Annotated in this window: 23 protein-coding genes; 18 read left to right on the top strand and 5 right to left on the bottom strand. The window is 61.0% G+C overall.

Annotated features, from left to right (window positions below):
- Positions 1 to 27 precede the first annotated feature (27 nt).
- The gene (locus GXP70_RS13640; protein WP_162357324.1) at positions 28 to 768 is read left to right on the top strand and encodes an AAA family ATPase; all 741 of its coding nucleotides are present in this window, start codon (positions 28 to 30) and stop codon (positions 766 to 768) included.
- A gap of 95 nt (positions 769 to 863) precedes the next feature.
- Positions 864 to 1613, top strand: coding sequence for an oxygen-insensitive NADPH nitroreductase (gene nfsA, locus GXP70_RS13645; RefSeq protein ID WP_162357325.1), 750 nt, complete (start codon positions 864 to 866; stop codon positions 1611 to 1613).
- A 198-nt stretch (positions 1614 to 1811) separates the two neighbouring features.
- Here the strand turns inward: nfsA and modB are convergent, their stop codons facing one another.
- The 3 genes from modB to GXP70_RS13660 all read right to left on the bottom strand — a co-directional run bounded on the left by modB (position 1812) and on the right by GXP70_RS13660 (position 4377).
- Positions 1812 to 2474, bottom strand: a complete 663-nt coding sequence (modB, locus tag GXP70_RS13650) for a molybdate ABC transporter permease subunit (RefSeq protein WP_162357326.1) — start codon at positions 2472 to 2474, stop codon at positions 1812 to 1814.
- A 35-nt stretch (positions 2475 to 2509) separates the two neighbouring features.
- The gene (gene modA / locus GXP70_RS13655) at positions 2510 to 3283 is read right to left on the bottom strand and encodes a molybdate ABC transporter substrate-binding protein (protein WP_162357327.1); all 774 of its coding nucleotides are present in this window, start codon (positions 3281 to 3283) and stop codon (positions 2510 to 2512) included.
- Positions 3284 to 3489: 206 nt separating this feature from the next.
- Positions 3490 to 4377: a cation diffusion facilitator family transporter gene (locus tag GXP70_RS13660; RefSeq protein ID WP_162357328.1), complete on the bottom strand. Its 888-nt coding sequence runs from the start codon at positions 4375 to 4377 to the stop codon at positions 3490 to 3492.
- A gap of 222 nt (positions 4378 to 4599) precedes the next feature.
- On the opposite strand from GXP70_RS13660, the gene GXP70_RS13665 reads away from it, so the two are divergent.
- From GXP70_RS13665 to GXP70_RS13685, 5 genes are all read left to right on the top strand, one after another.
- Positions 4600 to 5145, top strand: a complete 546-nt coding sequence (locus GXP70_RS13665; RefSeq protein WP_162357329.1) for an RNA polymerase sigma factor — start codon at positions 4600 to 4602, stop codon at positions 5143 to 5145.
- Between the two features lie 42 nt (positions 5146 to 5187).
- Positions 5188 to 5325 (top strand): hypothetical protein, encoded by a 138-nt coding sequence (locus GXP70_RS13670; RefSeq protein WP_162357330.1) that lies wholly within the window; start codon positions 5188 to 5190, stop codon positions 5323 to 5325.
- On the top strand, positions 5322 to 5663 hold the full coding sequence (locus GXP70_RS13675) for a hypothetical protein (RefSeq protein ID WP_162357331.1): 342 nt from the start codon (positions 5322 to 5324) through the stop codon (positions 5661 to 5663). The genes GXP70_RS13670 and GXP70_RS13675 overlap by 4 nt, the downstream gene beginning before the upstream one ends.
- Positions 5629 to 7884: a carboxypeptidase regulatory-like domain-containing protein gene (locus tag GXP70_RS13680; protein ID WP_162357332.1), complete on the top strand. Its 2256-nt coding sequence runs from the start codon at positions 5629 to 5631 to the stop codon at positions 7882 to 7884. The genes GXP70_RS13675 and GXP70_RS13680 overlap by 35 nt, the downstream gene beginning before the upstream one ends.
- Positions 7885 to 7977: 93 nt before the next feature.
- Complete coding sequence (locus GXP70_RS13685; RefSeq protein ID WP_162357333.1) at positions 7978 to 8289, top strand: hypothetical protein; 312 nt, start codon at positions 7978 to 7980, stop codon at positions 8287 to 8289.
- Between the two features lie 204 nt (positions 8290 to 8493).
- On the opposite strand, the gene GXP70_RS13690 is transcribed toward GXP70_RS13685, so the two are convergent.
- Positions 8494 to 9204 (bottom strand): C40 family peptidase, encoded by a 711-nt coding sequence (locus GXP70_RS13690; protein ID WP_162357334.1) that lies wholly within the window; start codon positions 9202 to 9204, stop codon positions 8494 to 8496.
- Between the two features lie 416 nt (positions 9205 to 9620).
- Between GXP70_RS13690 and GXP70_RS13695 the strand changes: the two genes are divergently transcribed.
- From GXP70_RS13695 to GXP70_RS13725, 7 genes are all read left to right on the top strand, one after another.
- Positions 9621 to 10403 (top strand): SDR family NAD(P)-dependent oxidoreductase, encoded by a 783-nt coding sequence (locus GXP70_RS13695; RefSeq protein WP_162357335.1) that lies wholly within the window; start codon positions 9621 to 9623, stop codon positions 10401 to 10403.
- A gap of 72 nt (positions 10404 to 10475) precedes the next feature.
- Positions 10476 to 12476, top strand: a complete 2001-nt coding sequence (locus GXP70_RS13700) for a YjhG/YagF family D-xylonate dehydratase (RefSeq protein WP_162357336.1) — start codon at positions 10476 to 10478, stop codon at positions 12474 to 12476.
- 43 nt (positions 12477 to 12519) lie between these two features.
- On the top strand, positions 12520 to 13350 hold the full coding sequence (locus tag GXP70_RS13705; protein ID WP_162357337.1) for a phytanoyl-CoA dioxygenase family protein: 831 nt from the start codon (positions 12520 to 12522) through the stop codon (positions 13348 to 13350).
- A 1304-nt stretch (positions 13351 to 14654) separates the two neighbouring features.
- Positions 14655 to 15767, top strand: a complete 1113-nt coding sequence (hppD, locus tag GXP70_RS13710) for a 4-hydroxyphenylpyruvate dioxygenase (RefSeq protein ID WP_162357338.1) — start codon at positions 14655 to 14657, stop codon at positions 15765 to 15767.
- Between the two features lie 38 nt (positions 15768 to 15805).
- Positions 15806 to 17062, top strand: coding sequence for a homogentisate 1,2-dioxygenase (locus GXP70_RS13715; protein WP_162357339.1), 1257 nt, complete (start codon positions 15806 to 15808; stop codon positions 17060 to 17062).
- A gap of 18 nt (positions 17063 to 17080) precedes the next feature.
- Positions 17081 to 19132: an AMP-binding protein gene (locus GXP70_RS13720; RefSeq protein ID WP_162360466.1), complete on the top strand. Its 2052-nt coding sequence runs from the start codon at positions 17081 to 17083 to the stop codon at positions 19130 to 19132.
- Between the two features lie 220 nt (positions 19133 to 19352).
- Positions 19353 to 20306 carry a hypothetical protein gene (locus tag GXP70_RS13725; RefSeq protein ID WP_162357340.1) on the top strand — a complete coding sequence of 318 codons (954 nt, stop codon included), beginning with the start codon at positions 19353 to 19355 and terminating at the stop codon, positions 20304 to 20306.
- On the opposite strand, the gene GXP70_RS13730 is transcribed toward GXP70_RS13725, so the two are convergent.
- Positions 20286 to 20492, bottom strand: a complete 207-nt coding sequence (locus GXP70_RS13730) for a hypothetical protein (protein WP_162354582.1) — start codon at positions 20490 to 20492, stop codon at positions 20286 to 20288. The two genes, GXP70_RS13725 and GXP70_RS13730, sit on opposite strands and share 21 nt — an antisense overlap.
- 74 nt (positions 20493 to 20566) lie before the next feature.
- On the opposite strand from GXP70_RS13730, the gene fahA reads away from it, so the two are divergent.
- The 4 genes from fahA to GXP70_RS13750 all read left to right on the top strand — a co-directional run bounded on the left by fahA (position 20567) and on the right by GXP70_RS13750 (position 25520).
- Positions 20567 to 21787, top strand: coding sequence for a fumarylacetoacetase (gene fahA / locus GXP70_RS13735; protein WP_263864113.1), 1221 nt, complete (start codon positions 20567 to 20569; stop codon positions 21785 to 21787).
- A 32-nt stretch (positions 21788 to 21819) separates the two neighbouring features.
- Positions 21820 to 23550: an aromatic amino acid hydroxylase gene (locus GXP70_RS13740; RefSeq protein ID WP_162357341.1), complete on the top strand. Its 1731-nt coding sequence runs from the start codon at positions 21820 to 21822 to the stop codon at positions 23548 to 23550.
- A gap of 223 nt (positions 23551 to 23773) precedes the next feature.
- Positions 23774 to 24514: an ABC transporter ATP-binding protein gene (locus tag GXP70_RS13745; protein WP_162360468.1), complete on the top strand. Its 741-nt coding sequence runs from the start codon at positions 23774 to 23776 to the stop codon at positions 24512 to 24514.
- Positions 24507 to 25520 carry an efflux RND transporter periplasmic adaptor subunit gene (locus GXP70_RS13750; protein WP_162357342.1) on the top strand — a complete coding sequence of 338 codons (1014 nt, stop codon included), beginning with the start codon at positions 24507 to 24509 and terminating at the stop codon, positions 25518 to 25520. The genes GXP70_RS13745 and GXP70_RS13750 overlap by 8 nt, the downstream gene beginning before the upstream one ends.
- The last annotated feature ends 12 nt before the right edge of the window (positions 25521 to 25532 follow it).

The following is a 25532-nucleotide window of genomic DNA, read 5'->3' on the forward strand; positions in this document are numbered from 1 at the left end:
GCTATACCAATGAAGCGGGGGTGGAACATGTATTTAAGAAGCGTCTCGATCGAGCGGAAGGATGAAATGGACCTGCGGCAATATCCGTTCTCCATTCCGGTTATCCGCTCCTTCACGTCATTGCAGTTTACGACGAACGTGACGTTCTTCGTCGGCGAGAACGGCTCCGGCAAATCGACCTTGCTGGAAGCGATCGCGTACCAGTGCGGCTTTAACACGGCGGGAGGGGGACGGAGCAACGCCTATGAAGTCGATGCTTCCGCATCCGCGCTCGGCGGTCATATCCGGTTGTCCTGGCTGCCGAAGATTACGAACGGTTTCTTCCTGCGCGCGGAAACGTTCTACAACTTCGCCTCCCATATCGATACGATGCCGGAGTCGCTTCCGTACTACGGCGGCCGTTCGCTGCACGCCCAATCGCATGGCGAGGCGTTCCTGTCCTTGTTCAAGCACCGGTTCGGCAAGCGGGCCGTCTATCTGCTGGACGAGCCCGAGGCGGCGCTGTCGCCGGCCAGGCAGCTGGCGCTTATGCGGATCATGCATGAGCTGGAAGGAGAAGCCCAATTCATCGTCGCGACGCATTCGCCGATCCTGCTCGGCTATCCCGGCGCGACGATTTACGATTTCGACTCGGTGCCGGTCACGGATATCCGGTACGAGGATACGCTGCATTACATCGTGACGCGGCGGTTTCTGGAGCAGCGCGAACGCGTGCTGAAGGAGCTGTTCGCGGACGAAGAGTACGATAACGAGTACGACGATGAGTGAAGGGAAGCAATCGGATCAGCGGCAATGATGTAGTTAGTGACCAAGGCGATTGCGTGAACGAGAAAGCAAATAACGCCATACAAAGGAGCACAGCGATGAATGAAACGATCCACTTGATGAGACGGCACCGGTCCATTCGCCAGTTCGCCTCCACGCCCGTGTCCGAGGAACAGCTCGAGCTTATGCTCTCCGCGGCGCAGGCGGCTTCGACATCATCCAATATCCAGGCCTACAGCGTCGTCGGCGTTCGCAGCGAAGCGGGCCGGAGCCGGCTTGCCGAGCTGACGGGCAATCAGAAGCATGTGGCGCAGGCGCCGCTCTTCCTCGTCTGGTGCGCGGATTTGAACCGGCTGCAGACGGCTGCCGGGCTGGGCGGCGGGCAGCCGGACTTCGAGCTGACCCGCAATACCGAAGCCTTCATCATGGCGACGGTGGACACCGCGCTGGCTGCCCAGAACGCCGCCGTTGCCGCGGAATCGCTCGGTCTCGGCATCGTCTATATCGGCGGCATCCGCAACCGGCCGCGGGAGGTGTCCGACCTGCTGCGGCTTCCGAGCCTGGTCTACCCGTTGTTCGGCATGTGCGTCGGCGTGCCGGACCAGCAGCCGGATCAGCGGCCGAGGCTGCCGCTGTCCGTGGTCTATCATGAGGAAGCCTATTCCGATGCGGGATTCGCGCAAGGGATCGCCGACTACGACGCGATCATGGCCGAATATTATGCGAAACGCGCCGGCGGAGGACGAACGACGGCGTGGTCGAAGGAAATGAACGCCAGGTTCCGACCGGAGCAGCTGCGGCCGCATATGCGCGGTTTCCTGGAGAGCCAGGGCTTCAAGCTGGATTGAACCGGCGCATTGCGCGGTTGACGGATTATCGCGCACGCAAAGGATCCGTTGCCAAACTCGCGCAAGGAACCGATTGTTTTCACGCACGCTTAGGACCGGATGTCAAACTGAGGCCAAACGCACAAAAACCTTCCTCAGCACTCATTTCGCGTGCCGAAGAAGGTTTTTAGCTTTGCGCGGCTGGCGTCGCCGTTCCGTCTAATCCTTGGACATGCGGCCGACAAGCAGCAGCATCAGGAACGAGAGGGCGATCATCGCGCCCGCCCATGCCCATGCCATCGTCATGCTGCCGCCGTCCGACGCGACGTAGATTGCCGTCGGAATCGTCTGCGTCCGGCCGGGAATGTTGCCCGCCACCATCAGCGTCGCCCCGAATTCGCCGAGTCCCCGGCAGAAGCCGAGGATGTACCCGGATGCCAGCGACCGTGAGGCGAGCGGGACGGTGATGTAGCGGAACACCTGCCATTCGCCGGCTCCCATCGCTCTGGCGGCGTTCTCGAGATCGGGGTCTACGCCCTGCAGGCCGGTCTTGATCGTCCGGTAGGCAAGCGGGAACGCCACGACGGCAGCCGCGATAACGGCGGATTCCCACGTGAACAGAATCGGGCCGCCGAACAGCGATTCGTACGCTTTGCCGATCCAGCTCCGCCGGCCGAGGACGACGAGCAGCACGAAGCCGACGACGGTCGGCGGCAGCACGAGCGGGAGCAGCAGCGCCGTCTCGAGGACGCTCTTGCCGAGGAACCGCGCCTTGGCCATTCGCCATGCGATCAGCAGCGATGCCGCGAAGACGAGGACGCTGGCCGCGACGGAGATTTGAATGGACAATCCGATCGGACCGAAGAAAGTATGCCAATCCATGCGATATGAGGACTCCTTACGTCAATGTACGGTAATTAGCGTTTAAATCCGAATTTCTCGAACACGGCGTTCGCTTCGTTCGTTTGCAGATAAGCGTAGAACGCTTTCGCTTCGGCGGCATGCTTCGTTTCCTTCACGACGCCTGCCGGATAGAGGATCGGGCTATGCACGTCCGGAAGGATATTAAGCGCGATCTTCACTTTGTTCGAAGTCAGCGCGTCGGTCTTGTAGACGAAGCCCGCGTCGACGTTGCCGGTCTCTACGTACGTCAGCACTTGGCGCACGTCCTTGGCGTAGACGAGCTTCGATTGCAGCGGCTTCCAGACGCCGCGCGCGTTAAGCGTTTCCTGCGCGTATTGTCCGGCAGGGACGGATTCGGGCTGGCCGATGGCGATCTTCTTGACGGACTTGTCCGTCAGCTGCTTGACCGTCGTGAAGCCGAGCTTGGAATTCGAAGGCACGACCAGGACGAGCACGTTCTTCAGCAGCGTCGCGTGATCGGCGATCAGGTCCTCCTTCACGAGCGTATCCATTTGCTTCTGGCCGGCCGAGAAGAAGACGTCCGCCGGCGCGCCTTGCTCGATTTGCTTTTGCAGCGTGCCCGAGGAACCGTAATTGAAGACGAGATCGATCGTCGGATGCTGTTTCTCGTACGTTTTCTCGATCACGTCGAGGCTGTCTTTCAGGCTGGCGGCCGCGGAGACGAGCAGTTCCGTCTTCTTGGCTGCCGCCTCGGACGGCTGCGCGGGAATCGTCAAAGCCGCGGTTAGCAGCGAGAGTCCGAGCGTGACGGTTAATGTTTTTTTCATAGGTAGGCCTCCCCTAAACGTTCTTATATCACGACAGTAAGAGTAACATATCTACCTATGATTTTGTAGTGTTTTCATATAAATAGATCGATTTAGATATAACTAGTTGGGCGGGCATTCCGGCGCCGGTATGCGAAAAATAACCCGCAAGCTGCCGGTGGCTGCCTGCGGGTTGCGACTTGAGGGAAAGGATGAAGCCATGGACGTTACCGAATCGTTTTCGATGCTTCGTACGGTTCGATATGAATATGGACATGCGAGATGTGGTGCTGGTCGAAGATTTGCTTCTCGACCTGTTCGGTAATTTCGTGGCTCTCCGCCACGTTCAATAGATGATGAACGCCGATGGTAACGTCGACCAGCTTGTTGTTGCCATGGATGCGGGCCTTGATGTCGATGATCTGCTCGACGCCCGGCACCTCGCGGATCGTGCGCTTGATCACCTGCAGCTCTTGATCGTCGAAGCCATCCGTCAAGGCGTGCGTCGCATCGCGGAAGATCGCCCAGGCCGTCTTGCAGATGATGACGCCCACGAGCAGGGCGGTAAGCGGATCGAGCCACGGCCAGCCCCATTGCGCGCCAAGTATGCCGATGAACGCGCCCGCGCTGACCATGGCGTCGGAGCGGTTGTCCTTCGCCGCCGCCAGCATTGCTTGGCTGTTGATGCGTTTCGCGAGGCGCACATTGTACATATAGACGCCGTATATCGCGGCAGCGGACAGGAGAGCCGTCCATGCGGCCGCGCTGCCTTCCGGAGCGCCATGAGGCGAACGGAACGTGCCGGCGGCTTGCAGGAGCACCTGGAGGCCGACCGCGAACATGATGAACGACGCGACCATCGCCGATACGGTTTCCGCCCGGAAATGGCCGTAGCGGTGATCCTTGTCCGGCGGCTTGCGCGAGATGCGAAGTCCGATGAGCACGGCGATCGACGCGATAATATCCGTCGAGTTGTTCAACCCGTCCGCCGACAGCGCCTCCGAGTTCGTCCAATACCCGACTGCCAGCTTGCAGGCCGAGAGGATCAGATAGGCCGCAATGCTGATCCATGCGCCTCTCTCGCCCTTCTTGATGTCTTCGTACGTGCTTTCCATGCTGAACCTCCATTTGAGAAACATTCGCAATGCCATCATACTTGACCGAATCCGTGTGGGTCTAGAGAAACAGTGTTGTCGGCGTCCTCAAAAATAAGCAGCGTACAACAAAGTTGCGCATGTCCAATCTTGCAGGCGGCCCGAATCGTAATTTTTATTCAGCGGTTGCAACCTATTGCCGACATCAGGCATCATTCTTGAGAGAGAGGTGGGAAACGCGGTTTGGATGTCGTCGAGCGTTTATTGCGAAAAGAAGAAGATGCCCTCCGGCTGCTGATGGAGACGTACGGCGACCGGCTGCTTCGAACGGCGTATCTGCTGCTGAAGGATGCGCAAGCGGCGGAGGAAGCGGTGCAGGATACGTTCATCCAGGCGTTTCGCAAAATCGGACAGCTGCAGGACCCCGCCAAGCTGGGCAGCTGGCTGCTGCGGATTACGCTCAATCGCTGCCGGATGAAGCAGCGGACGCGGAGCTGGCGGTACATGCTCCCCGATCTACGCGCGGAACGGGAGCCGGAGCTTGCCGAGCCGGGACCGGAAGACGCGCTGCTGCAAGGACTGCGGCAGGCGAGGCTGCATGAAGCCGTCGGGCGCTTGGATTACAAATACCGCGAAGTCGTGACGCTTTATTATTACCAGGAGCTGCCGGTCGCGGCTATCGCGGAGCAGCTGCGGACGAACGAGAATACGATCAAAGCGCGGCTGTCCCGGGCACGCAGGCTGCTGAGGACGATGCTGGAAGCCGATCGGGAGGAGGGATGGCCGTGAAGGAACCGGAGGATCAGGGCGTGCGGCGGGATCGGAACGGGCATGAGGAACGAGATGGACGCGGAGACCGCAGCGAACCTGCATACGGCGACCCAAGCGAACCTGCATACGGAGATCGAAGAGAATACGGCGACCGAAACGAGCATGGACGGAACGAACGTGAAGAACGGGCAAGCGTGAAAGCGGCGCTCGACCAGGAGCTGGAGCCGCTGCGCTTCTCCGATAGGGCACGGGCTCAAGTGCTGCGAAGCACGCATCCCCGGGGCTTGTCCGGCAAGCTGCTCGCGCTATGGAATAAGGAGCTGGAAATCCCGGTCGTGCCGGTCACGGCAGCCGTCGCGGTGCTGGCCGGCATGCTGTTCTTCGGCCGCTTGCGCGGCGTTCCGTCCGAGGAGCGGCCGGATTCGGCGGTGCAGCGGGTGCTTGTCGTCGAAGGCAGCAACGTGTATTGGCAGGACGAATACGAGAAGGCGGTGGCATCCATTGGGCTGGAACAGTCGGCTGAGAATACGCGTTAAGGTGAAGCATCTTGTGACGGGGCTCGCGGCCGCCTCGCTGCTGATCGGCTTCGGGTATAAGGCGATGCCGGTCATCGCCGATCTGGCAGGCATCGACGCGTCCGTACTGGATGCCGACGCGAGGAAGTGGAAGCAAATCCAGGACGACGTGCTCGGCGACGGGTCGGATTCGCTGGCGCATGCGTTTCAAGTCTACGTCGGACCGGACAATACGTTCGGCATCGGCGACGTCAACGCGAAGCCCCCGATGCCATGGGAGGCGAAGCTGCCGCTGCTGGCCAGCTACGTGGAAGAAGGCCCTGCGACGGGCGATTATTTGCTGCAGGCCGCGAAGCAGCTCGCCGTCTATTATGCCATGACGGGAGAGAGCGAGAAGGCCATGCAGGCGCTGGAAACGGCGGAGCGCCGCACGGCCGGAAGCTGGACGTATCAGCGGACGGAGCTGCGGCTGGAGCGGGCGGCGCTGCTCGTCCAGACGGGAGAATACGACCAGGCTGAAGCGCTGCTGACATCGATCGGGCAGGCTGACACGCATGTTGTCGACGCCAACCGCGATCAGCGAATTACCGAGCTCCGGGCCAAGCTGTTGATGAAGCAGGGCAGCCCGCGCAAGGCGCTGGACATCGTGAATGGGGAGCTCTCGGCATATCGCAAGCAGCAACAGGCGACTGCCGGCCAGCCGCAGACTGACGATCATATGGACCGTGTCGCCCAGCCGGAGCAGCTGGCGCGGCTGGAGACGCTGCGCGGTATCCTGGAGCAGCGGACGGCGGAGTCCGCAAGCGATAATCCTTCCGCGGTGTCGGGGACCGTGACGCGCAGCGACGGTATGCCGATGGCGCAGGTCGGCGTCTTCCTGCGCGCGCGGGATGCGGTCAATCACAGCTTGCTGGAGACGGAGCCGTACCAGACCATGACGGACGATCAGGGGCGTTACTCGTTCGCGGACGTGCTGCCCGGAGCCTACCAATTGACCTTGGGCTTCAATTACGAGCAGATCGACGGCTGGGCATGGCCGGTGAACAACTACGAATGGATTGACGTTCGGCAAAGCAAGGACATTGCGTACCCGGTCGTGCTGAAGCCGCTGATGAACCTCGCTGCGCCCGTGAACAACGAGGCCATAACCGGAGATGCCGTCGATTTCAAGTGGCAGCCCGTAGAAGGCGCGGCGTATTACAAGCTGACCGGTTATATCGAGACGAAGGAAGAGAACGGCAGCAGTACGATAGGCGTCATCATCCATGACCGCATTCAAGGACATGAAATTCGCGTTCCGCTCGACAACCTGTACAGTCTCTCGTCAGGTTTCGCGTATCGGACGGTCGATGGCGAGATGAAGCCCGATCCGGTATCCCTGCTCGCTTTCGCCAACCCGGGCAAGCGGTTCTACTGGAGCGTGGCCGCGTACGACAGTACGGGCCAAGCGCTGGCCCAAAGCAACGGCTACCGGCTGACGCCCGATACGATGGGGGACTTGCCGTTCTTCACGTTGAAGGCGCGCAAGCTGACGGATGCGGACCGTCTCCTGCTGGCAGGTCGGATCGACGAGGCCAAGACAGCTTATCGGCGGGCTTGGGATGCGGACCCGACGGACGCTTACAGCCTAGGGAAGCTGATCAAGCTGATCGAGGCGCGTAATGCGGGCAAGGCGAGCGAGGCAGACAAGCAGGAGCTCCTGCCCTACAAGCAGCGCATGATGGCGCTGCAGCCGCAATTGGCGGATTGCTATTGGCTGATGGATTTTTATATCGGTTCGGGCGATTGGGCGCAGGCAGAGCATTATTACGAGCTTGCGCAGCAATTTGCGGGGCAGGACAGCTTGGATGCGATCCAATCCGCTTATGCGTCCGCTTTGCTGGCGCAGGGCAAAATCAGCTCGGCATTAAGCCTGCTGGCGGACATCGTGCCGCGAGACAATATCCATGCCGAGATTGGAGATTATATCGCCGCGGACCTCTACGTGAAGGGCGATCTGTCGCATGCCTTGTCGCTCGCTGCCGCCTATCCGGAACGGATGATCGGGCAGGAGACCGTGACCGACTGGCTGACGCTGGTCCGGGACATGAAGCGGGAGCAAGCGGAAGACGCCTCCTATACGACGACGCTCCGTCATGTGCTGGAGTGGCAGCTGGTGCATCGGCAAGCCGAGCTGGGACATTGGAGCGAGGCGGCGGCGTATCCGGCCATGGTTCGCTTCCTGGAGGCACTGGGGGAGTAGAACAGTCGGGCGGACCAGACCGGAATGGCGATTATCGACAGTAATCGACATAAATGATACAAGTATTATCTACCGCGCCGGGAGGGTTTGCGATTGCCTGATTTTACGTATAATCCAGCTGAGAAGAGCAACGAGACGCTCACAGTGAAATTCGAAATTACGCATGCGTTCAGAGCGGCGCTGCAAGCTTTGGCGTTTTCGAAAGACTACAAGAAGGTCGAAGGGAATATCGTTTTGCACCGCATTACGTTCATAACAAAAGCGTCCCTGTTTTCGTGGGGGGAGCAGATGACCGTGCAGCTTAACGAGGTTGATCCCCACAAAACGGAGATATCCGTATCGTCCGAATTGAAAACGTCCATTGGCTCCCAAGGCGTAGGCGCCCAAGCGACAATCGGCACATAAAAATAAAAAAAATATTGACCGGGTATTCGAATTGATCAGCAAATATTTATAACTATTTTCCCATTGCCGCTCTATCAAAGCATCATCCCGAGCATGACCGGTTATAAATTAATGCCATTAACGACATCAAGACCCGCAGCGGGACACTGACAGTGCCCCGCATGCGGGTCTTTCCATGAGAAGATGGTATGAAGGCTGCGATTCTTATACCCGGCGGGCTTTAATATAATGGCTTGTCCAGTACGAGCTGTTCATATTCGAGACCACGACGCCTTCGTTCGGCAGGTTGTGAACGAACTGGCCGCTGCCCGCATAGATGCCGACATGGTTAATGACGCCCGGCGTGTTGACGCTGAAGAACACAAGATCGCCGGGCTGCAGCTGGCTCTTGGAGACGGCCGAGCCCACGGACCCCTGCGACTTCGAGCTCCACGGGATCGACTTGCCGTTCAGCTGGAATATGTATTGCGTGAAGGAAGAGCAGTCGAAGATCAGCTTCTTCTGGTCGCGTGCACCGAAGACGTATTTGACTTTGCCCATGTACGACTTGGCGGTCGAGACGATGCGGCTTCCCGAAGCGCTGCCGTTGTTCGAGGACGGATTGGATGGCGTCGCGCCTTGTTTGATCGTTACGTACGAGCGGGAGACATAGCCTGTCTTGCCGTTATAGTCGACCAGCACCCAGTAATCGTTCGCCGCTTCGACGGACAGCACCGTGCCTGCCTTGACGAAACCGATGATCGAAGCGCTCGTGCTTTGCCCGGAACGGAAGTTGACGCCCTTGTTGACGGTAGCCGTCGCGACGGGAGATGCCTGCGCCGTGCCTGCCGCGGAAGCGAGTCCCGCGAACAACGATAATGCCAAGCCTGCGGACAGCAAAGCCTTCTTGCCGAAATAGGATTTGTTCTTGTTCATAGTCGTAGATGTCCTCCTGAATCTGATTGGTTGGAAGTATCATACCGAGGATTACTTTACCACATAAAATATTGCCATCATTTACCGAAGGGCTTGGAAAGTTAAGGCTGGCCTGCATATATGTCGCTCTATTAGAAGTTCATTAAAAAGATGAGAAAATCATTCCTTGACAGGGAATTCGAACGCTTATTGACAGCAAAAGCGCTTTCATGGAAGATAGGTTTAAGTCGTCTGCCAGCATCCCTGCGACTGCGCAAGCGATTATAAAACCGACATCCCTATGCGAATGAACGACCTGGACGAGGCATAGATATCGATGTGAAGCATGCAGGAAAGCATGCAGTCCGCATGGACAAGCGAGGCTTGCGATGCGGAACGCATGGAGTCGATCGGAATCGAACACGGGAGGGATTCTCATGCAAGAAGCGGGATTGAAAGGGAAGAACGCGCTGGTCACCGGATCCAGCAGAGGACTTGGCAAGCAGTACGCGCTGGACTTGGCGAAGGCGGGCGCAAACGTCATTATTCACGATATTCGCGACAGCTCGGCGGCCGAATTCAACGAAGCGGCTTCCGGTCACGCGGTTGCCGAACAGATCAGGGAGCTCGGCGTACGCTCGGCGTTCATCGCGGCGGACCTGGCCGATCCGGCCCAGGTTGAGCGGCTGATTCAAAGCGCGATCAGCGAGCTCGGCAGTCTGGACATACTGGTCAACAACGCCGGCGGGGACATCGGCTATCAGACGCCGCGCCCGAATCCGAACGATGCGCTCGACATTTCGGTGGATGACATCCGCTCGGTCGTCGAACGGAATTTGCTGTCCACGATGTATGCCTGCAAATTCGCCGGCCTTCACATGCGGGAGCGCCGCTCCGGCAAAATCGTTAACGTCGGCTCGGTCGCGGGCCATGTGCCGGTCACGGGCGGGATCATCTACGCGGCCGCCAAGACCGGCGTCTCGTCGTACACGCGCAGTCTGGCGGAACAGCTTCGCCCGTTCGACGTGAACGTGAACTGCATCTCGCCGGCGCCGACGTATACCGGACGCTTCCTCGCGACGCGCACCGTGGCCAGCGAAGAAGGACGTTCCCGCCTGCAGCGAATCGCGCAGCCCGAGGACATGTCGAACATCGTGCTGTTCCTGTGCGGAGCCGCTTCGGATGCCCTGAGCGGCGAAACGATCGTATGCTGGAAATAGTCTCATGCCGCGCGGAGCAGGACGAGGGCCTGCTCCGGGCGGCTGATCGCGAAGCGGGGAGGCAATGACGCGATGAGCGAAGCGATACGCTTCATCATGGGTCCGGAAACTCCGGACCGTTATGATATTTATACCCATGCGGCGGGGCCGGAAGGGAAGCTGCCGCTGACGGCCGACATGCTGCTCCATCTGCCGAGCGGAGATCTGTTCGGCCTGAGCCAGAATGTCGGCATGGGCTGGAAGCCCGAGCGGCTGCTCGGCAAGCAGGTGCTGATCCTGAGCACGCAGGGCGGCCTTCGCGCCGAGGACGGGACGCCGGTCGCGCTCGGCTACCATACCGGCCACTGGGAGGTCGGTCTGCTCGTGAAGGAAGCGGCGCTTGAAGTCGGCGCGCTCGGCGGCGTGCCGTTCGCCGCGGCCGTCAGCGATCCGTGCGACGGCCGCTCGCAGGGAACGACCGGCATGTTCGACTCCCTGCCGTACCGCAACGACGCGGCGATCGTGCTCCGGCGCCTGATCCGTTCGCTGCCGACGCGCAGCGGCGTCATCGGCGTCGGCACCTGCGACAAAGGCTTGCCCGCCATGATGATCGCGCTGGCCGCCATGCATGACTTGCCGACGATCATCGTGCCGGGCGGCGTTACGCTGCCGCCGACGGCCGGGGAAGACGCCGGCAAGATCCAAACGATCGGCGCGCGGTTCTCGCAAGGGCAGATCACGGTGGACGAAGCGGCCGATCTCGGCTGCCGCGTCTGCGCGACCCCGGGCGGCGGCTGCCAGTTTCTCGGGACGGCGGCGTCGGCCCAGGTCGTCGCCGAGGCGCTCGGCATGGCGCTGCCGCATTCGGCGCTCGCGCCCTCCGGCCAGCCGATCTGGCGCGACATCGCCAGACAATCGGCCCGGGCGGTGCAGCGGATGGAGGCGGACGGCGTCGCGATGCGCGATATTCTCACGGACGCCGCCATCGAGAACGCCATGGTCGTGCACGCGGCGTTCGGCGGCTCGACGAATCTGCTGCTGCATATCCCGGCGATCGCCCACGCGGCCGGCTGCCGCATCCCGGACGTGGCCGACTGGACCCGCGTGAACAAGGCGGTTCCGCGGCTTGTCAGCGTGCTGCCGAACGGGCCGGAATACCATCCGACGATTCGCGTGTTCATGGCCGGAGGCGTGCCGGAAGTCATGCTGCATCTGCGCAGGCTGGGCTTGCTTAACCTGCAGGCACGCACCGTCGCCGGCGTAACGCTCGACGAACAGCTGGACTGGTGGGAGGCGTCCGAACGGCGCGGCGAAGTTCGCAAACGGCTGCTCGAGACCGACGGCATCGATCCCGACCAGGTCATTATGAGCCCGGAACGGGCGGCCGCGATCGGCGTCACGTCGACGGTCGCCTTTCCGACCGGCAATCTGGCCCCCGAAGGGTCGGTCATCAAAGCGACGGCCATCGATCCCGACGTCGTCGGTCCCGACGGCGTCTACCGCCATACGGGGCAGGCGAATGTGTTCACGTCCGAGAAAGAGGCGGTCAAGGCGATCAAGGAAGGCCGCGTGCAAGCGGGCGACATTCTGGTGCTGATCGGCAGAGGCCCTTCCGGCACGGGGATGGAGGAGACGTACCAGCTGACTTCCGCGCTCAAGCATCTGCCCTTCGGCAAGCATGTGACGCTGCTGACGGATGCGCGCTTCTCCGGCGTGTCGACCGGCGCCTGCATCGGCCATATCGGACCGGAAGCGCTGGCGGGCGGGCCGATCGGCAAAGTGCGCAGCGGGGATTGGATCGAGGTTACGATCGACCGGAACACGCTGGACGGCAGCGTCCATTTCGTCGGCCAAGGCGAGGCGCGCTTCAGTCCGGAAGCGGGCGCTGCCGTACTGGCCGCCCGTTCGCTTCACCCGGACCTGGCCGCCGATCCGGATTTGCCGGACGACACCCGGCTGTGGGCCGCCCTGCAAGCGGCAAGCGGCGGCACGTGGCGCGGCAGCATCTACGACGTCGACCGCATCGTCGAGACGCTGAAGGCGGGGATGGATGCGATCGCGAGCGCGAAGCTTCCGTCTTCCGGCGGGAGCTGACAGCGCCTCGGGCAGCCGACGATGATCGAGGAGGGAACGTATGGTGAGCAAGCCTATGGAGCAGCCGGAGGAGATCAACCGCCGGCTGTATCGTAACGACCGCATCTATAAGCCCTTGCCGTCCGTTGAAGCATTCGCGGACGAGCATGTCGAGCAGTACCGGGAACAAGGCTTCATCGCGATCGACAACGTGCTGTCAGCCGCTGATGTCCGCGCATCGACGGAAGCGATCATGCGCCTGATCATGGACCCGGATACGAAGGCGAAAATCCAGTTTACGAAGCCGCAGAGCGAGCTTCGCACGGACGAAGAGCGCGAGCTTGCGGTGCGCAAAGTGTCCGAGTACGTGAACGTCGATCCGGCGCTGCATGCCGCCGCCTATCATCCGGTCATCGGCGCCATCGCGGAGCGGCTGCTCGGCGCGCGGCCGAAGCTGGCGCAGGATCAAGCGCTGCTGAAACCGCCGCACGGCGGCGGAGAGAAGCCATGGCATCAGGATATGGCATACGGCAATTTGTCCTACGAGCAAGCGGTCGTCGGCGTCTGGATCGCGCTTGACGAAGCGGGACTCGACAACGGATGCATGCATGTGATCCCGCAATCCCATAGGGATGGCGCCACGCCGCATTACGCGGTTCGCGATTGGCAGATCTGCGACGCCAGCGTGAGCGTCGACGAAGACGTCGCGGTTCCGCTGAAGCCGGGCGGCGCGCTGTTCTTCCACGGGCTGCTGCATCACGGGACGCCGTTCAATTTCTCTACGCACCGCCGCCGCGCGCTGCAGTTCCATTATGCGCCGGCAGCAGCCGGCAAGCTGACGACGGGCGAATACAAGCGGATGTTCACGAACGCGCTCACGTCGGCGGAATGCTGAGCGCGCGCCGTCACGCGCCGTCGCGCCGTCGCGCATCGCGCAAGGAGCTGCGAGTACGCCGAACGACGAGGTCAGGACCGGGCATGCAGGGTTATTTTACAACGTTAACCATTGTTCGATTGGATATGAGGGCTTGAATCGCATTCGATATTGTTCAACATTATGCAGCATACACGATAGATCGGACCGAAGAGCTTGCCGGATGGCAGCTCTTCAGGCTGTCGAGAAGGTTCGACGCCGCCTATGTCGCATGTACGGAATTGAATGGAAGGGATCTTCCTCTAAGACTAACGGACAGAGGTTCCGCTATTGTGGCGAAATCGGGATTGTGGGGCGGCGCACGGACACAGGATCCGTTAATGTGGAAAAGTTGCCCGAACAGCAACTTTACCGGCATTATTGCCGGTCAGAGGCGGGAAAAGTTGCCCGAACAGCAACTTTACCGGCATTATTGCCGGTCAGAGGCGGGAAAAGTTGCCCGAACAGCAACTTTACCGACATTTTAGTCGGTCTGACGCGAATAAAGTTGTTCGTATAGCAACTTTTCGACTTTTCGTCATTCTGAGGCAGGTGTAAGGTTCTTTGCAAGGCTACTGCGTTAATGTCCCCGAATGACACCGAAAACAGGCTAATCAGCCGATTTAACGGATCTCCTGTCCGCGAGCGCACGAAAAAACGTCATCAAGCAGCGAATAGCGGATCTCCTGTCCGTTTCCTTGCATCGACGGACGCACCTTGAACCGGCCTTCATGAAGCCGGCTGGTTCAATACGGTCACGGCAGTCCATGCCGCGCCGGCGAAGCGCCAACAGGATCCCTTCGTGCTCCAAGGCGCGGTTTGCCGCGAGCCTGCTCGAAGCAGCGTATATTGCTCATTGCTCAATAATCTGAAGGGTACTATATGACGCAGTACCCTTCTCAGGCTGTCGAGAATATCTCGACAGCCATTTCATTGTCTAATTCATTTTATGCGACACCGCGTAAATATGGCGCAAGATAAGTAGCTTATACTGAACGGATGATGCCTTTCATGTTACGTTCTAATCGCGATAAACAATAGCACTACGAGCGGGTTTCCATTGCGGATCTGGTGCACCGAACATACAAAGAGAGACTTACGTTAAAAACGTGGGTTGCTCTACAATCCGAAGAGCTTGCCGGAGGGCAGCTCTTTTTCGTTGCGTCCAAGTTCCGACACGGATACTTCGGCCTGCGGCTGAATAGGTATAAATACAGCGCCTTCGACAGCAACCGCAAGCGCTGCGGGCGAGGAACGCAAGTATTGGCGAAAAAGGGTGAGACAGCATGAAGAAGCAGCGGCGGATCGACCAGCGCGCCTCCGATTTCTTCCCGGTCCGGGGAATTGATCATATTGCGCTGTACGTCGGCAATGCCAAGCAAGCGGCGCATTATCTTAGCAAAGGGTTCGGGTTTCGCGTGACGGCCTACGCAGGTCTGGAAACCGGCGAGTCCGCGCAAGTCTCCTACGTGTTGGAGCAGCAGCAAGCGCGGTTCGTCGTGACCGGCTCGTTGTCGCCCGACCATCCGGTCGCGGACTTCGTCAAGAAGCACGGCGACGGCGTGAAGGACATCGCGATGCGAATCGATGACGTGGAGAAGGCCTATCGCGAAGCGGTGGCCCGGGGCGGCATTCCGGTGATGGCGCCGAAGGAGGTTGCGGATCGCGACGGCACGGTGACGATGGCGGTCATCGGCACATACGGCGATACGGTGCATACGCTGATCGACCGCAGCCGCTACACCGGCTTGTTTTTGCCGAAGTATGCGGCTTGCGACTGGCATTTACCGCATCAGCCCACGGGCTTGATCGGCTTCGACCATGTGGTCGGCAACGTCGAGCGGATGGAAGAGTGGGTGAGCTATTACGAGCAGGTGATGGGCTTCAGGCAGATGATCCACTTCGACGACAAGGACATTTCGACCGAATATTCGGCGCTCATGTCGAAAGTCATGTTCAGCGGCGGACGCATCAAGTTTCCGATCAACGAGCCGGCGGGCGGCAAGCGCAAATCGCAAATCCAGGAGTTCCTCGATTACCATCACGGCGCGGGCGTGCAGCATATTGCCATCCTGACGAACGACATCGTTGCTACGGTGACGGCGCTTCAGCAGAACGGGATCGAATTCTTGAGCACGCCGGACAGCTATTACGAGATGCTCCCGGATCGCGTGGGCGAAATCGACGAGGAGCTTGCCAAGCTGCGGGAGCTGAATATTCTGGTCGACCGCGACGACGAAGGCTATCTGCTCCAAATCTTCACCAAGCCGGTCGTGGATCGGCCGACGCTGTTCATGGAAATCATTCAGCGCAAAGGGGCCGTCGGCTTCGGGGAAGGCAATTTCAAGGCGCTGTTCGAGTCGATCGAACGGGAGCAGGCGCGCCGGGGCAACTTGTAGGTGAAGGCGAAGACGCAGAGGAAAGGGGGCGGGCGCCGATGCCGTTCTATCATGCGGCGGGGACGATTCCGCCGAAGCGGCATACGCAATTCCGCCGGCCTGACGGAGAGCTGTACCGGGAGCAGGTGATGGGAACGAAGGGGTTCTCGGGGGTGCAGTCGATCCTCTACCACCGCAATCCCCCGACAGCCGTCGCGCGGGCGCGGTTATTGTCCGCATGCAGGCCTGCATTCGAACCGCAAGGCGCGCTGAGGCACCGGCATTTTCGCACGAACGGATTGACCGCGGAAGGCGACGCCGTCGCCGGCCGGCAGTACGTGTTAGGCAACGACGATCTGCTGATCGGCGTCGCCCGCGTCACGCAGCCGATGGATTATTACTATCGCAACGGAGACGGCGACGAATTGCTGTTCGTCCATGAAGGGACGGGCACGATCGAAACGATGTTCGGCGTCCTGCGTTACCGGCCGGGCGATTATATCGTGCTGCCGATCGGGACGATCTACAGGGTCATTCCGGATACGGGAGCGGGCGAAGCGGGAGATGCGGCCGCGGAGCTTGACCCGAGCAGGGCGACCGGCGCAGGCGAGCTCGCGGGCGGATCGAGGTTTCTCGTCGTGGAGAGTAACAGCTGGATCGCAACGCCGAAGCGTTACCGCAACGAACACGGCCAGCTGCTGGAGCACAGTCCGTACTGCGAGCGGGATATCCGCGTCCCCTCGTTATTGGAAACGGTTACGGAGACCGGCGAGTTCGAGGTGCGCGTCCGTAAAGGCGGTTATATGCACGCTCACGCGCTGGCGCACCATCCGCTGGACGTGGTCGGCTGGGACGGATATCTGTACCCGTGGATCTTGAATATTCATGATTTCGAGCCGATCACGGGCCGCATCCATATGCCGCCGCCGATTCATCAGACGTTCGAGAGCGAACGGTTCGTCGTCTGCTCCTTCTGTCCTCGCCTGTACGACTATCACCCGGATGCGATTCCCGCCCCGTATGCGCACGGCAACGTCGACAGCGACGAGGTGCTCTATTACGTGAAGGGCCGATTCGGCAGCCGCAAAGGGATCGAGGAAGCGTCCATAACGCTTCATCCCGCAGGCATTCCCCATGGGCCTCATCCCGGCAGAGCGGAAGCGAGCATCGGCAAGCAGGCGACCGACGAGCTTGCGGTCATGATCGATACGTTCCGCCCGCTGCGCGTGGCGGCGGATGCCTTGCAAGCCGAGGATGCCGGGTACGCCTACAGCTGGGCGCCGCGGCCGGACGCTTCCGGCCCGAGCGACGGATAGGAGAGGTCGAGCATGGAGATGAGCCGCAGCAAGCCGGTATGGCATCCGAGCCGGACGGAGATGGAACGCACGCGGTTATTCCGGTTCATGCAGCAGCAAGGTTTCGACGATTACGAGGCTTTTCTCCGCCGGTCGGCCGGCGATCCGGCCTGGTTCTGGGACGCGGTCGTGCGCGACATGGGCATTGTCTGGGAACGCGGATACGACGAGGTCATGGATTTGGCCGCCGGCAGCAGCCGGCCTTCCTGGTTCGTCGGGGGACGCCTGAACGCGGCCGTCAACGCCGTCGACAGATGGCTGCGCGATCCCGCAGCGGCCGACCGCGACGCGATCGTCTGGGAAGGCGAGGACGAGGCCGTCCGAAGCTTCACCTATCGCGAGCTCGCGGAGCAGGCGAATCGCGCGGCACGCGGCTTGCGCCGGCTCGGCGTCGGCATCGGCGACCGCGTCGCGCTCTACATGCCGATGCTGCCGGAAACGGTTATTGCGCTGCTGGCGCTTGCCAAGCTCGGCGCGATCAACATTCCGATCTATTCCGGCTACGCCGCCGACGCGGTCGCGAAGCGCATGGCCGGCGCGGGCTGCAAGCTGCTCCTGACCGCGGACGGCTATTACCGGCGCGGAACGATCGTCCCGATGAAGGCGGAAGCCGATCTGGCGGCGGACGCGGCTCCGTCCGTCGGCAGGACGGTCGTCGTCCGCAGGCTCGGCGATCCGATCCCTTGGCGTCCGGAACGGGACGTCGATTGGACGGCGATGACGCAGGGCGAAGACGGGGGAACGTTGGAAGCGGCACCGATGAGCGGCGGCGATCCGCTTGATGCGGGGCCAATGAAGAATGGCGATTCGCTTGATACGGTGCCAATGACGAGCGACGATCCGCTCATGATTCTGTATACGTCCGGAACGACCGGCGCGCCGAAAGGAATCGTGCATACGCACAGCGGCTTCCCGCTCAAAGCGGCGTTCGACGCCGGCTATGTGATGGATGTCCGGCCCGGCAGCGTCATGCTGTGGGTCACGGATATGGGATGGATGATGGGGCCGTTCCTCGTGTACGGCACGCTGCTCAACGGCGCTGCGATGGTGCTTCTGGAAGGGGCGCCGGATTATCCCGGACCCGGGCGGTTGTTCGGACTCGTTCAGAAGCATCGGATCACGCATCTCGGCATATCGCCGACGCTGATTCGCGCCCTCATGAAGCATGGGGAAGCCTGCTTCCGGGACTGCGACTTGTCTACGCTGCGGGTATTCGGTTCGACGGGCGAGCCATGGAATCCGGAGCCATGGCTGTGGCTGTTCCGGGACGTTGGCCGAGGCCGGGTGCCGATCGTCAATTACTCGGGCGGCACGGAAATATCGGGCGGCATCCTCGGCAACGTGCTGCTGAAGCCGATCGCGCCAGCAGGCTTCAATTCGCCGATTCCGGGCATGGACGCCGATGTCTTCTCCCCGGAGGGACGTCCGGTGACGGACGAAGTCGGGGAATTGGTATTGAAGCGGCCATGGGTCGGCATGGCGAACGGCTTCTGGCAAGATCCGCAGCGCTACGAGGCGGCGTATTGGTCGCGTTGGCCGGATGTTTGGGTGCACGGTGACTGGGTTCGCCGGGACGAAGCGGGGTTCTGGTACATTACGGGCCGATCCGACGATACGCTGAACGTGGCCGGCAAACGGATCGGCCCGGCGGAGATGGAATCGCTGCTCGTGGAGCATCCGGCGGTTGCGGAAGCGGCCGTCATCGGCGTCCCGGACGCGGTGAAAGGCGAAGCGGCCGTTGCGTTCGTCGTCGCGAACAGGCCGCTGCCGGACGCCGAACAGACGGATGCGCTGACGACGGCTTTGTACGCCTGGCTCGCCGGGAGGCTCGGCAAAGCCTTCAAGCCGAAGGCGATCCACGCGCTCGACGCCTTGCCGCGCACGCGCAACGCCAAGGTCATGCGCCGCGTCATACGCGCCGCCTACTTGGCGACGGATCCGGGCGACCTGTCGGCGCTCGAGAATCCCGAAGCGGTTGAAGCGATCCGAAGGCTGTCCGGCATGCGGGGCGAAGAGAATGGGCGAGTATAGATGGCGAAGATAGTTATTCATGCGGTTAATTAAAAGAGATTGACAGCCTCTTGCGGCATCGCAGCTCGCGCAGGGAGGCGCGCGAAGCCCTGTTACCGTCGCAATGAGCGAATACGCGCTAGCCGGCGCGTAGCCGGAACGAAATTAATGTTATTAAGTAAGTGAAGCCATTCGTTCATTCCGTTAGAATCATCACCATTCGATTCGAGGTGAGGCTGCTATGTTCGACAGCGTGCGGCTGCTCATGGAGAGGCTGATCGACTACGCGGGATTATTTCCGCCGGCCCGGCTGTCCATGGATGAAGCCGTCCATCATTACCGCCGCTACAGCCGGGACCCGGACAGCTGGATGCTGGGGCGTTTCATCGTTCCCGCCGCCCGCCTTGAGGAGCTCGTCCCATACCGGGCGCTGTTCACGGTGGAGAGGGCGCTGCAGCTGTCGGTCATCGGCGCCGGAAGCGGGGACGGGCGCGAATGCTTGACGCAGCTGGCGAGATGCTTGACGCAGATCCGGGCGTTCGAGCGCCGGTTCGGGGCAGCGGCGGCCGTCGCTTCGATCGAACTGCCGCTGCCGCAGGCTGCGATCGGGGCGGAGCTTCTGGAAGCGATCGCTAACGATACGGCCGCGCACGGCTTGCGCGCGTACTGCGAAATGACATACGTTCGCGATGCGGGCTGGGCGCATAACCTGATCTCGGCGCTCGACCGCGTTGCCGCCTGCAACGCGGATCGCGAAGCGAAGCTCGGCGTGAAGCTGCGGACAGGCGGCGTCGCGGCGGATGCGTTTCCGACTCCGGATCAGGCGGCGTTCGTGCTCGCGGCGTGCAGAGACAGGGAGATCGCGCTCAAATTCACGGCCGGTCTCCATCATCCGGTCCGTATGTTCCGTCCGGAAGCGAACGCGAAGATGCACGGATTCCTCAACGTATTCGCCGCGGGCATGCTGGCTCGCGCGCATGCGCTGGACCTGCCTGGCATCGCGGAGATCCTCGCCGACGAAGACCCGGAGCATTTCCGGTTCTCGGCCGAGGGGCTTCGTTGGAAGCAGCTCTTCGTGTCTTCGGCGGAAATGGGCGAGTACCGCGCCAGCGCGCTCATCGCTTACGGCAGCTGCAGCTTCGACGAGCCGCGCGATGAGCTGCGGGCGCTTGGACTACTCGGGCAAAGGAGCTGATTCGCGTGACGCATCCATCGCGACAATCATCGAATACGACTTCCCGTTCGACATCGCATTCATCATCGCGACAATCAACGCGACTATCACCGCGACCAGAATCGCAATTATCATTCCGACCAGAATCGCAACTATCATCGCAACCAGAATCGCAACTATCATCGCAACCAGAATCGCATTCGTCATCGCAACCAGCATCGCGTTCGATTTTACGTTCCTTTATCGACGTCGAGCCGGATTCGCATTTTCCGATCCAGAATTTGCCCTACGGGGTCTTCCGTCCGAAGCAGGAAGGCTCGCCGCGAATCGGGGTTGCGATCGGCCGCTATGTGCTCGATCTGGCGGCGCTGGATGAAGCTGGCTGCTTCGAAGGGACGGCTGCCGCCGGCCGGGGCGTCTTTGCGAAGCCGTCGCTGAATGCGTTCATGGCGCTGGGCCGCCGGGCGTGGAGCGAGCTGCGCGCCGCGGTTGCCCGTCTGCTCGGCGCGGATGAGCCTTCGCTGCGGGACAACGATGCGCTGAAGGAGCGCGCGCTGCATCCGCTCAGCGAAGTCGAGCTGCTGCTGCCCGCCGAAATCGGCGATTATACCGATTTCTACGCGTCCAAAGCGCATGCGGCGAACGTAGGCACGCTGTTCCGCGGCAAGGACAATGCGCTGATGCCGAACTGGCTCCATCTGCCCGTCGGCTATCACGGGCGAGCCAGCTCGATCGTCGTCAGCGGTACGGACGTTCGCCGCCCGCAAGGCCAGTTGAAGCTGCCGGATGCCGCGGCCCCGGCGTTCGGACCGACCCGCCAGCTCGACTTCGAACTGGAAATGGGCTGGCTGATCGGAACCGGCAACGAGCTCGGCCAGCCGATCCCGATCGAAGAAGCCGAGGGTCATCTGTTCGGCCTCGTTCTCGTCAACGATTGGAGCGCGAGGGACATTCAAGCCTGGGAGTATCAGCCGCTCGGCCCGTTCCTCGGCAAGAGCTTCGCCACTTCGATCTCGCCTTGGGTCGTCCCGCTCGAAGCGCTCGAGCCGTTTCGCATCCCCGCGCAGCGGCAGGAACCGGCGCCGTTGCCGTATCTGAGCCCGGGACAGCCGGACTCGAGTACGTTCAATATTGAACTCGCGGTGTCCTTGCAAAGCGAAGCGATGGCGAACGCCGAAATGATTGCGAACAGCAATTACCGTCACTTGTATTGGACGATCGGCCAACAGGTCGCGCATCATACGGCGGGCGGCTGCAATTTGCGGCCGGGCGATCTGCTTGCTTCCGGCACGATCAGCGGCGAGCGGCGGGAATCGCGGGGCTGCATGCTGGAGTTGACGTGGCGCGGCACGGAGCCGCTCCGCATGAGCGGCGGCGAGGAACGGGTATGGCTCGAAGACGGCGACCGGATCGTCATGTCCGGCTGGTGTCAGGGCGACGGCTACCGGATCGGGTTCGGCGAAGTGAGCGGGAGGATCGTACCGGCGCGCGTCAGGACTTGAATCAAACGCGACATGCGGAAGGAGCGAACGAGATGAGAAAGCTTCCGCCTCATCTGCAGCCTTATGTTGCCGAGCAGCATTACGAACGGTATACGCCGGTCGATCATGCCGTTTGGCGGTATGTCATGCGCCAGAACCGTCATGCTTTGCGGCATGCCGCCCATGACGCCTATGTGAACGGTCTTGCGCTGTCCGGGATCGGCACGGAGCGAATCCCCCGGGTCTCGGAGATGAACGACTGTCTGGCCAAGATCGGCTGGGGCGCGGTGATCGTCAAGGGGCTCATTCCGGGCGCGGTGTTCTACGAGCTGCTGGCGAACGGAATCCTGCCGATCGCGGCGGAAATCCGCAAGTCGGCGAATATCGAGTATACGCCTGCTCCGGACATTATCCATGAAGCCGCCGGGCACGCGCCGCTCTTATTCGATGCGGACTACCGCTCGTACGTCCGGCTGATCGGCGCGATCGGCGCCAAGGCGTTCTCCGCGAAAGAGAAGCAGGAAGCGTTCGAGGCGCTGCGGCGCTTGACGATCGTCATGGAGGATCCGGCTTCGTCGCCGGAAGAGAGAGAGGCCGCCCAGCGGGCCGTGGAGGAGAAGCAGAAGGCGAGCGCCGGAACGACGGAAGCGGAGCTGGTGTCCCGCCTGTTCTGGACAACCGTCGAATACGGATTGATCGGCCCCATGGACGACCCGAAGCTATACGGCGCAGGGCTGTTGTCTTCCGTCGGCGAAAGCAAGCACTGCTTCACGGATGCGGTAGCGAAACTGCCGTACTCCGTCGAAGCGTGCACGGAACATCCGAAAATCGTGACGGAGATGCAGAAGCGGCTGTTCGTCTGCGACAGCTTCGGGCAATTGAAAGCGGGCGCCGAAGCGCTGGCGGACACGATGGCCTATCGGATTGGCGGGACGGAAAGCTTAACCAGGGCACAGCGCTCGGGCATGGTTGCGACGTTCGCGTACAATTCCGGGCTCGGCGTTACGGGATGCGTTCAGACGCTCGTGCAAGACGAAAGCGGAGAGGCCGTTTACGTGAAGACGATCGGCGCAACGGCACTTACCGTGCGCGGCCGGCCATTGCATGGACAGGGCAAGGACGCGCATGCCCGAGGCTTCGGCTCGCCCATCGGCCTGTTGAAGGGCGGCATCGCCTTGGAAGCATGCGGCGATCAAGCGTTGGCCGAGTTGGGCGTATCCCTAGGCAGCCGCGCAGCGCTTGCGTTCGAAAGCGGCATACTCGTGAAGGGGCCCGTGACGGCAATCGCGAGATCCGAAGGACAGGTCGTCCTGATTACTTTCGCGGCATGTTCCGTGACGTACGAAGGGCAAGAGCTCTTCGAGCCGGAATGGGGCGATTACGACATGGCCGTCGGGTCGCGCATCGTCACGGCGTATCCCGGCGCAGCCGATCCGGCTTCCTATTATGACGACTATGCCGCGCATACGGTCCGTGCGGGGACGATTCCCGAGCAAGCTCAACCGCTTACGAGGCTGGAAGCGCTCTACCGGCAAGCGGCGGCAATAAGGGAAGAACGCGCGGATGCGTTAACCGAGGAGCAGCTGCAGGCGATTGCCGGCATTCACCGCGAGCTTGGCCGAATCGATCCCGAAGACTGGCTGCTGCGGCTAGAACTGCTGGAGATCGCAGCGCCCGAACAGGCATTGGCGAGTTTGGCGAAAACGTTGACGGAAGAACTGCATACGCTCGGCCAAAACAAGTCGGTCGCAAACGTTATTCAAAACGGATTAGCGATTGTTTAGGAAATGTCATAATGAAGAACAGACGTCGATGTAAGCCCTGGCCGGACGGCCTGGGCTTATTTGGCTCGCCATGACAACCAATCGAGTGCATGTCCAGCCTATATTTAGGGTTCACCTAAAAATGACAATAACAAAAACACTAAAAATTACAAAACAGTTAATTTACTAATTGCAAACAGTTTGCTATAGTAGAGGTGTGGAAATGAAAGCGTTTACCGAAACGATGCCGCTTGAAGAAGGGGGATTGGTTTTGAGTGGATTAGCAGCTTCCCGCGTGCCGATTTTGGACGTCCGCAACGTAACGCGCGTATTCGGCAGGGGGGACAACAAAGTTTTTGCTTTGCGAGGCGCGTCGCTCTGCATCGACCCGGGCTCTTTGATCGCCTTGAAAGGGCGGTCGGGCTCAGGCAAGACGACGCTGTTGAATATTATGGGCGCGCTGGATTCTCCCAGCGAAGGCACGGTCTTCTACGGCGGCCGCGACGGTCATTCGATGAGCGAGCAACAGAAGAACGAGATGCGAAAGAAGGAAATCGGGCTTATTTTCCAATCGTTTGCTTTAGTGCCCTATTTGAGCGCATTCGAGAATGTGGAGCTGGGCTTGCGAATCGCCGGAGTGCCGGCTTCGGAGCGCAGGAAGCTGGCGGAGGAAGCGCTTTCCTTCGTCGGGCTGGCGCAGCGGATGCACCATCGGCCGCAGGAATTGTCCGGCGGCGAGCAGCAGCGTACCGCGATCGCGCGGGCGATCGCCCACAAGCCGAAGCTGATTTTGGCGGACGAACCGACGGCAGAGCTCGATTCCCGCATGGGCAGACAAATCATTGAAGTATTCCGTGAACTGGTAGGCACCTTAGGCGTAAGCGTCGTGCTGACAACGCACGACCCGCACATCATGGATCTTGTCGATCAGGTTCATGCACTGGAGGATGGACGAATTGGTTCGGAAAGCATCAAGCGTGTCTAAAGCGCGGGCGGCCGCGCTCGGTATGCTGCTCATTGCGAGTTCCGCCGCGGCGGGCTGCAGCCTGCTGCCGCATGAGCAGGCGCCGTTGAAGCCGCCGCTCGTCAAGCCGGCGCAAGCCGCCGTTCGGACGATCGATGCCAAGAGCGGAAGCATTGCCAAGCAAGTCGCGGGCTCCGCTTCCTTCGTGCCGACGAAGATCGAGTACTATCAGCAGCCCGATGCGGGCGTCATCCATTCGGTGGAAGTCAGGGCCGGCATGACCGTGAAGAAAGGCGACGTGCTCGTAACGATCGAGAACGGCGGCTCCGACGTCGAGCTGCTGCAGCGCCAGATCGAGTACGAACGCAAGAAGCAGGCGCTGAACGAAGCGATCAGAGGCGGGGACGCGGAGAACATCCGAATCGCCAAGCTTGATCTGCAGCTGGCCGAGCTGCTGTACGGCAAAGCGAAAGCCAAAGCCGACAGCGGCATTATCCGCGCGAAGACGGACGGCATCGTCTCCTACTCGACCGATTTGCAGCCGGGCGAGCATTTCGACGCGGAACGGGTGCTTGCGGCGGTCGCGCAGCCGGACGGCATGCGTCTGGCGCTTGAGGTCGCCGGCAATCCGGCGTTGGCCGACATCAAGATCGGGATGGAAGCGAATATCACCTATAAAGAGAAGTCGTATGCAGGCAAAGTCACGCAGACGCCGGCTTCAGCGCCGGAAACCGCGGACGAGCGGCTGCGCGACGAATACGGCAAGACGCTCTACATCGAACTGGATAAACTGCCCGAAGGCGCTTCGTTCGGCGCCCATGCGGAGGTGACGATCGTCGCGGCGCGCCGCGACAAGGTCATCGTCCTTCCGAAGAGCGCCGTTCGCGCTTACTTCGGCCGTACGTTCGTTCAAGTGCTGGAGGGCGAGCGGCGCAAGGAGATCGATATCGAGACCGGTCTCGCAACCGCGACGGAATACGAGATCGTGAAAGGCGTTACGGAAGGAATGAAAATAATTCTTCCGTAAGCCACCGGGGGG

The sequence above is a fragment of the Paenibacillus lycopersici genome (assembly GCF_010119935.1).
Lineage (GTDB): Bacteria > Bacillota > Bacilli > Paenibacillales > Paenibacillaceae > Paenibacillus_Z > Paenibacillus_Z lycopersici.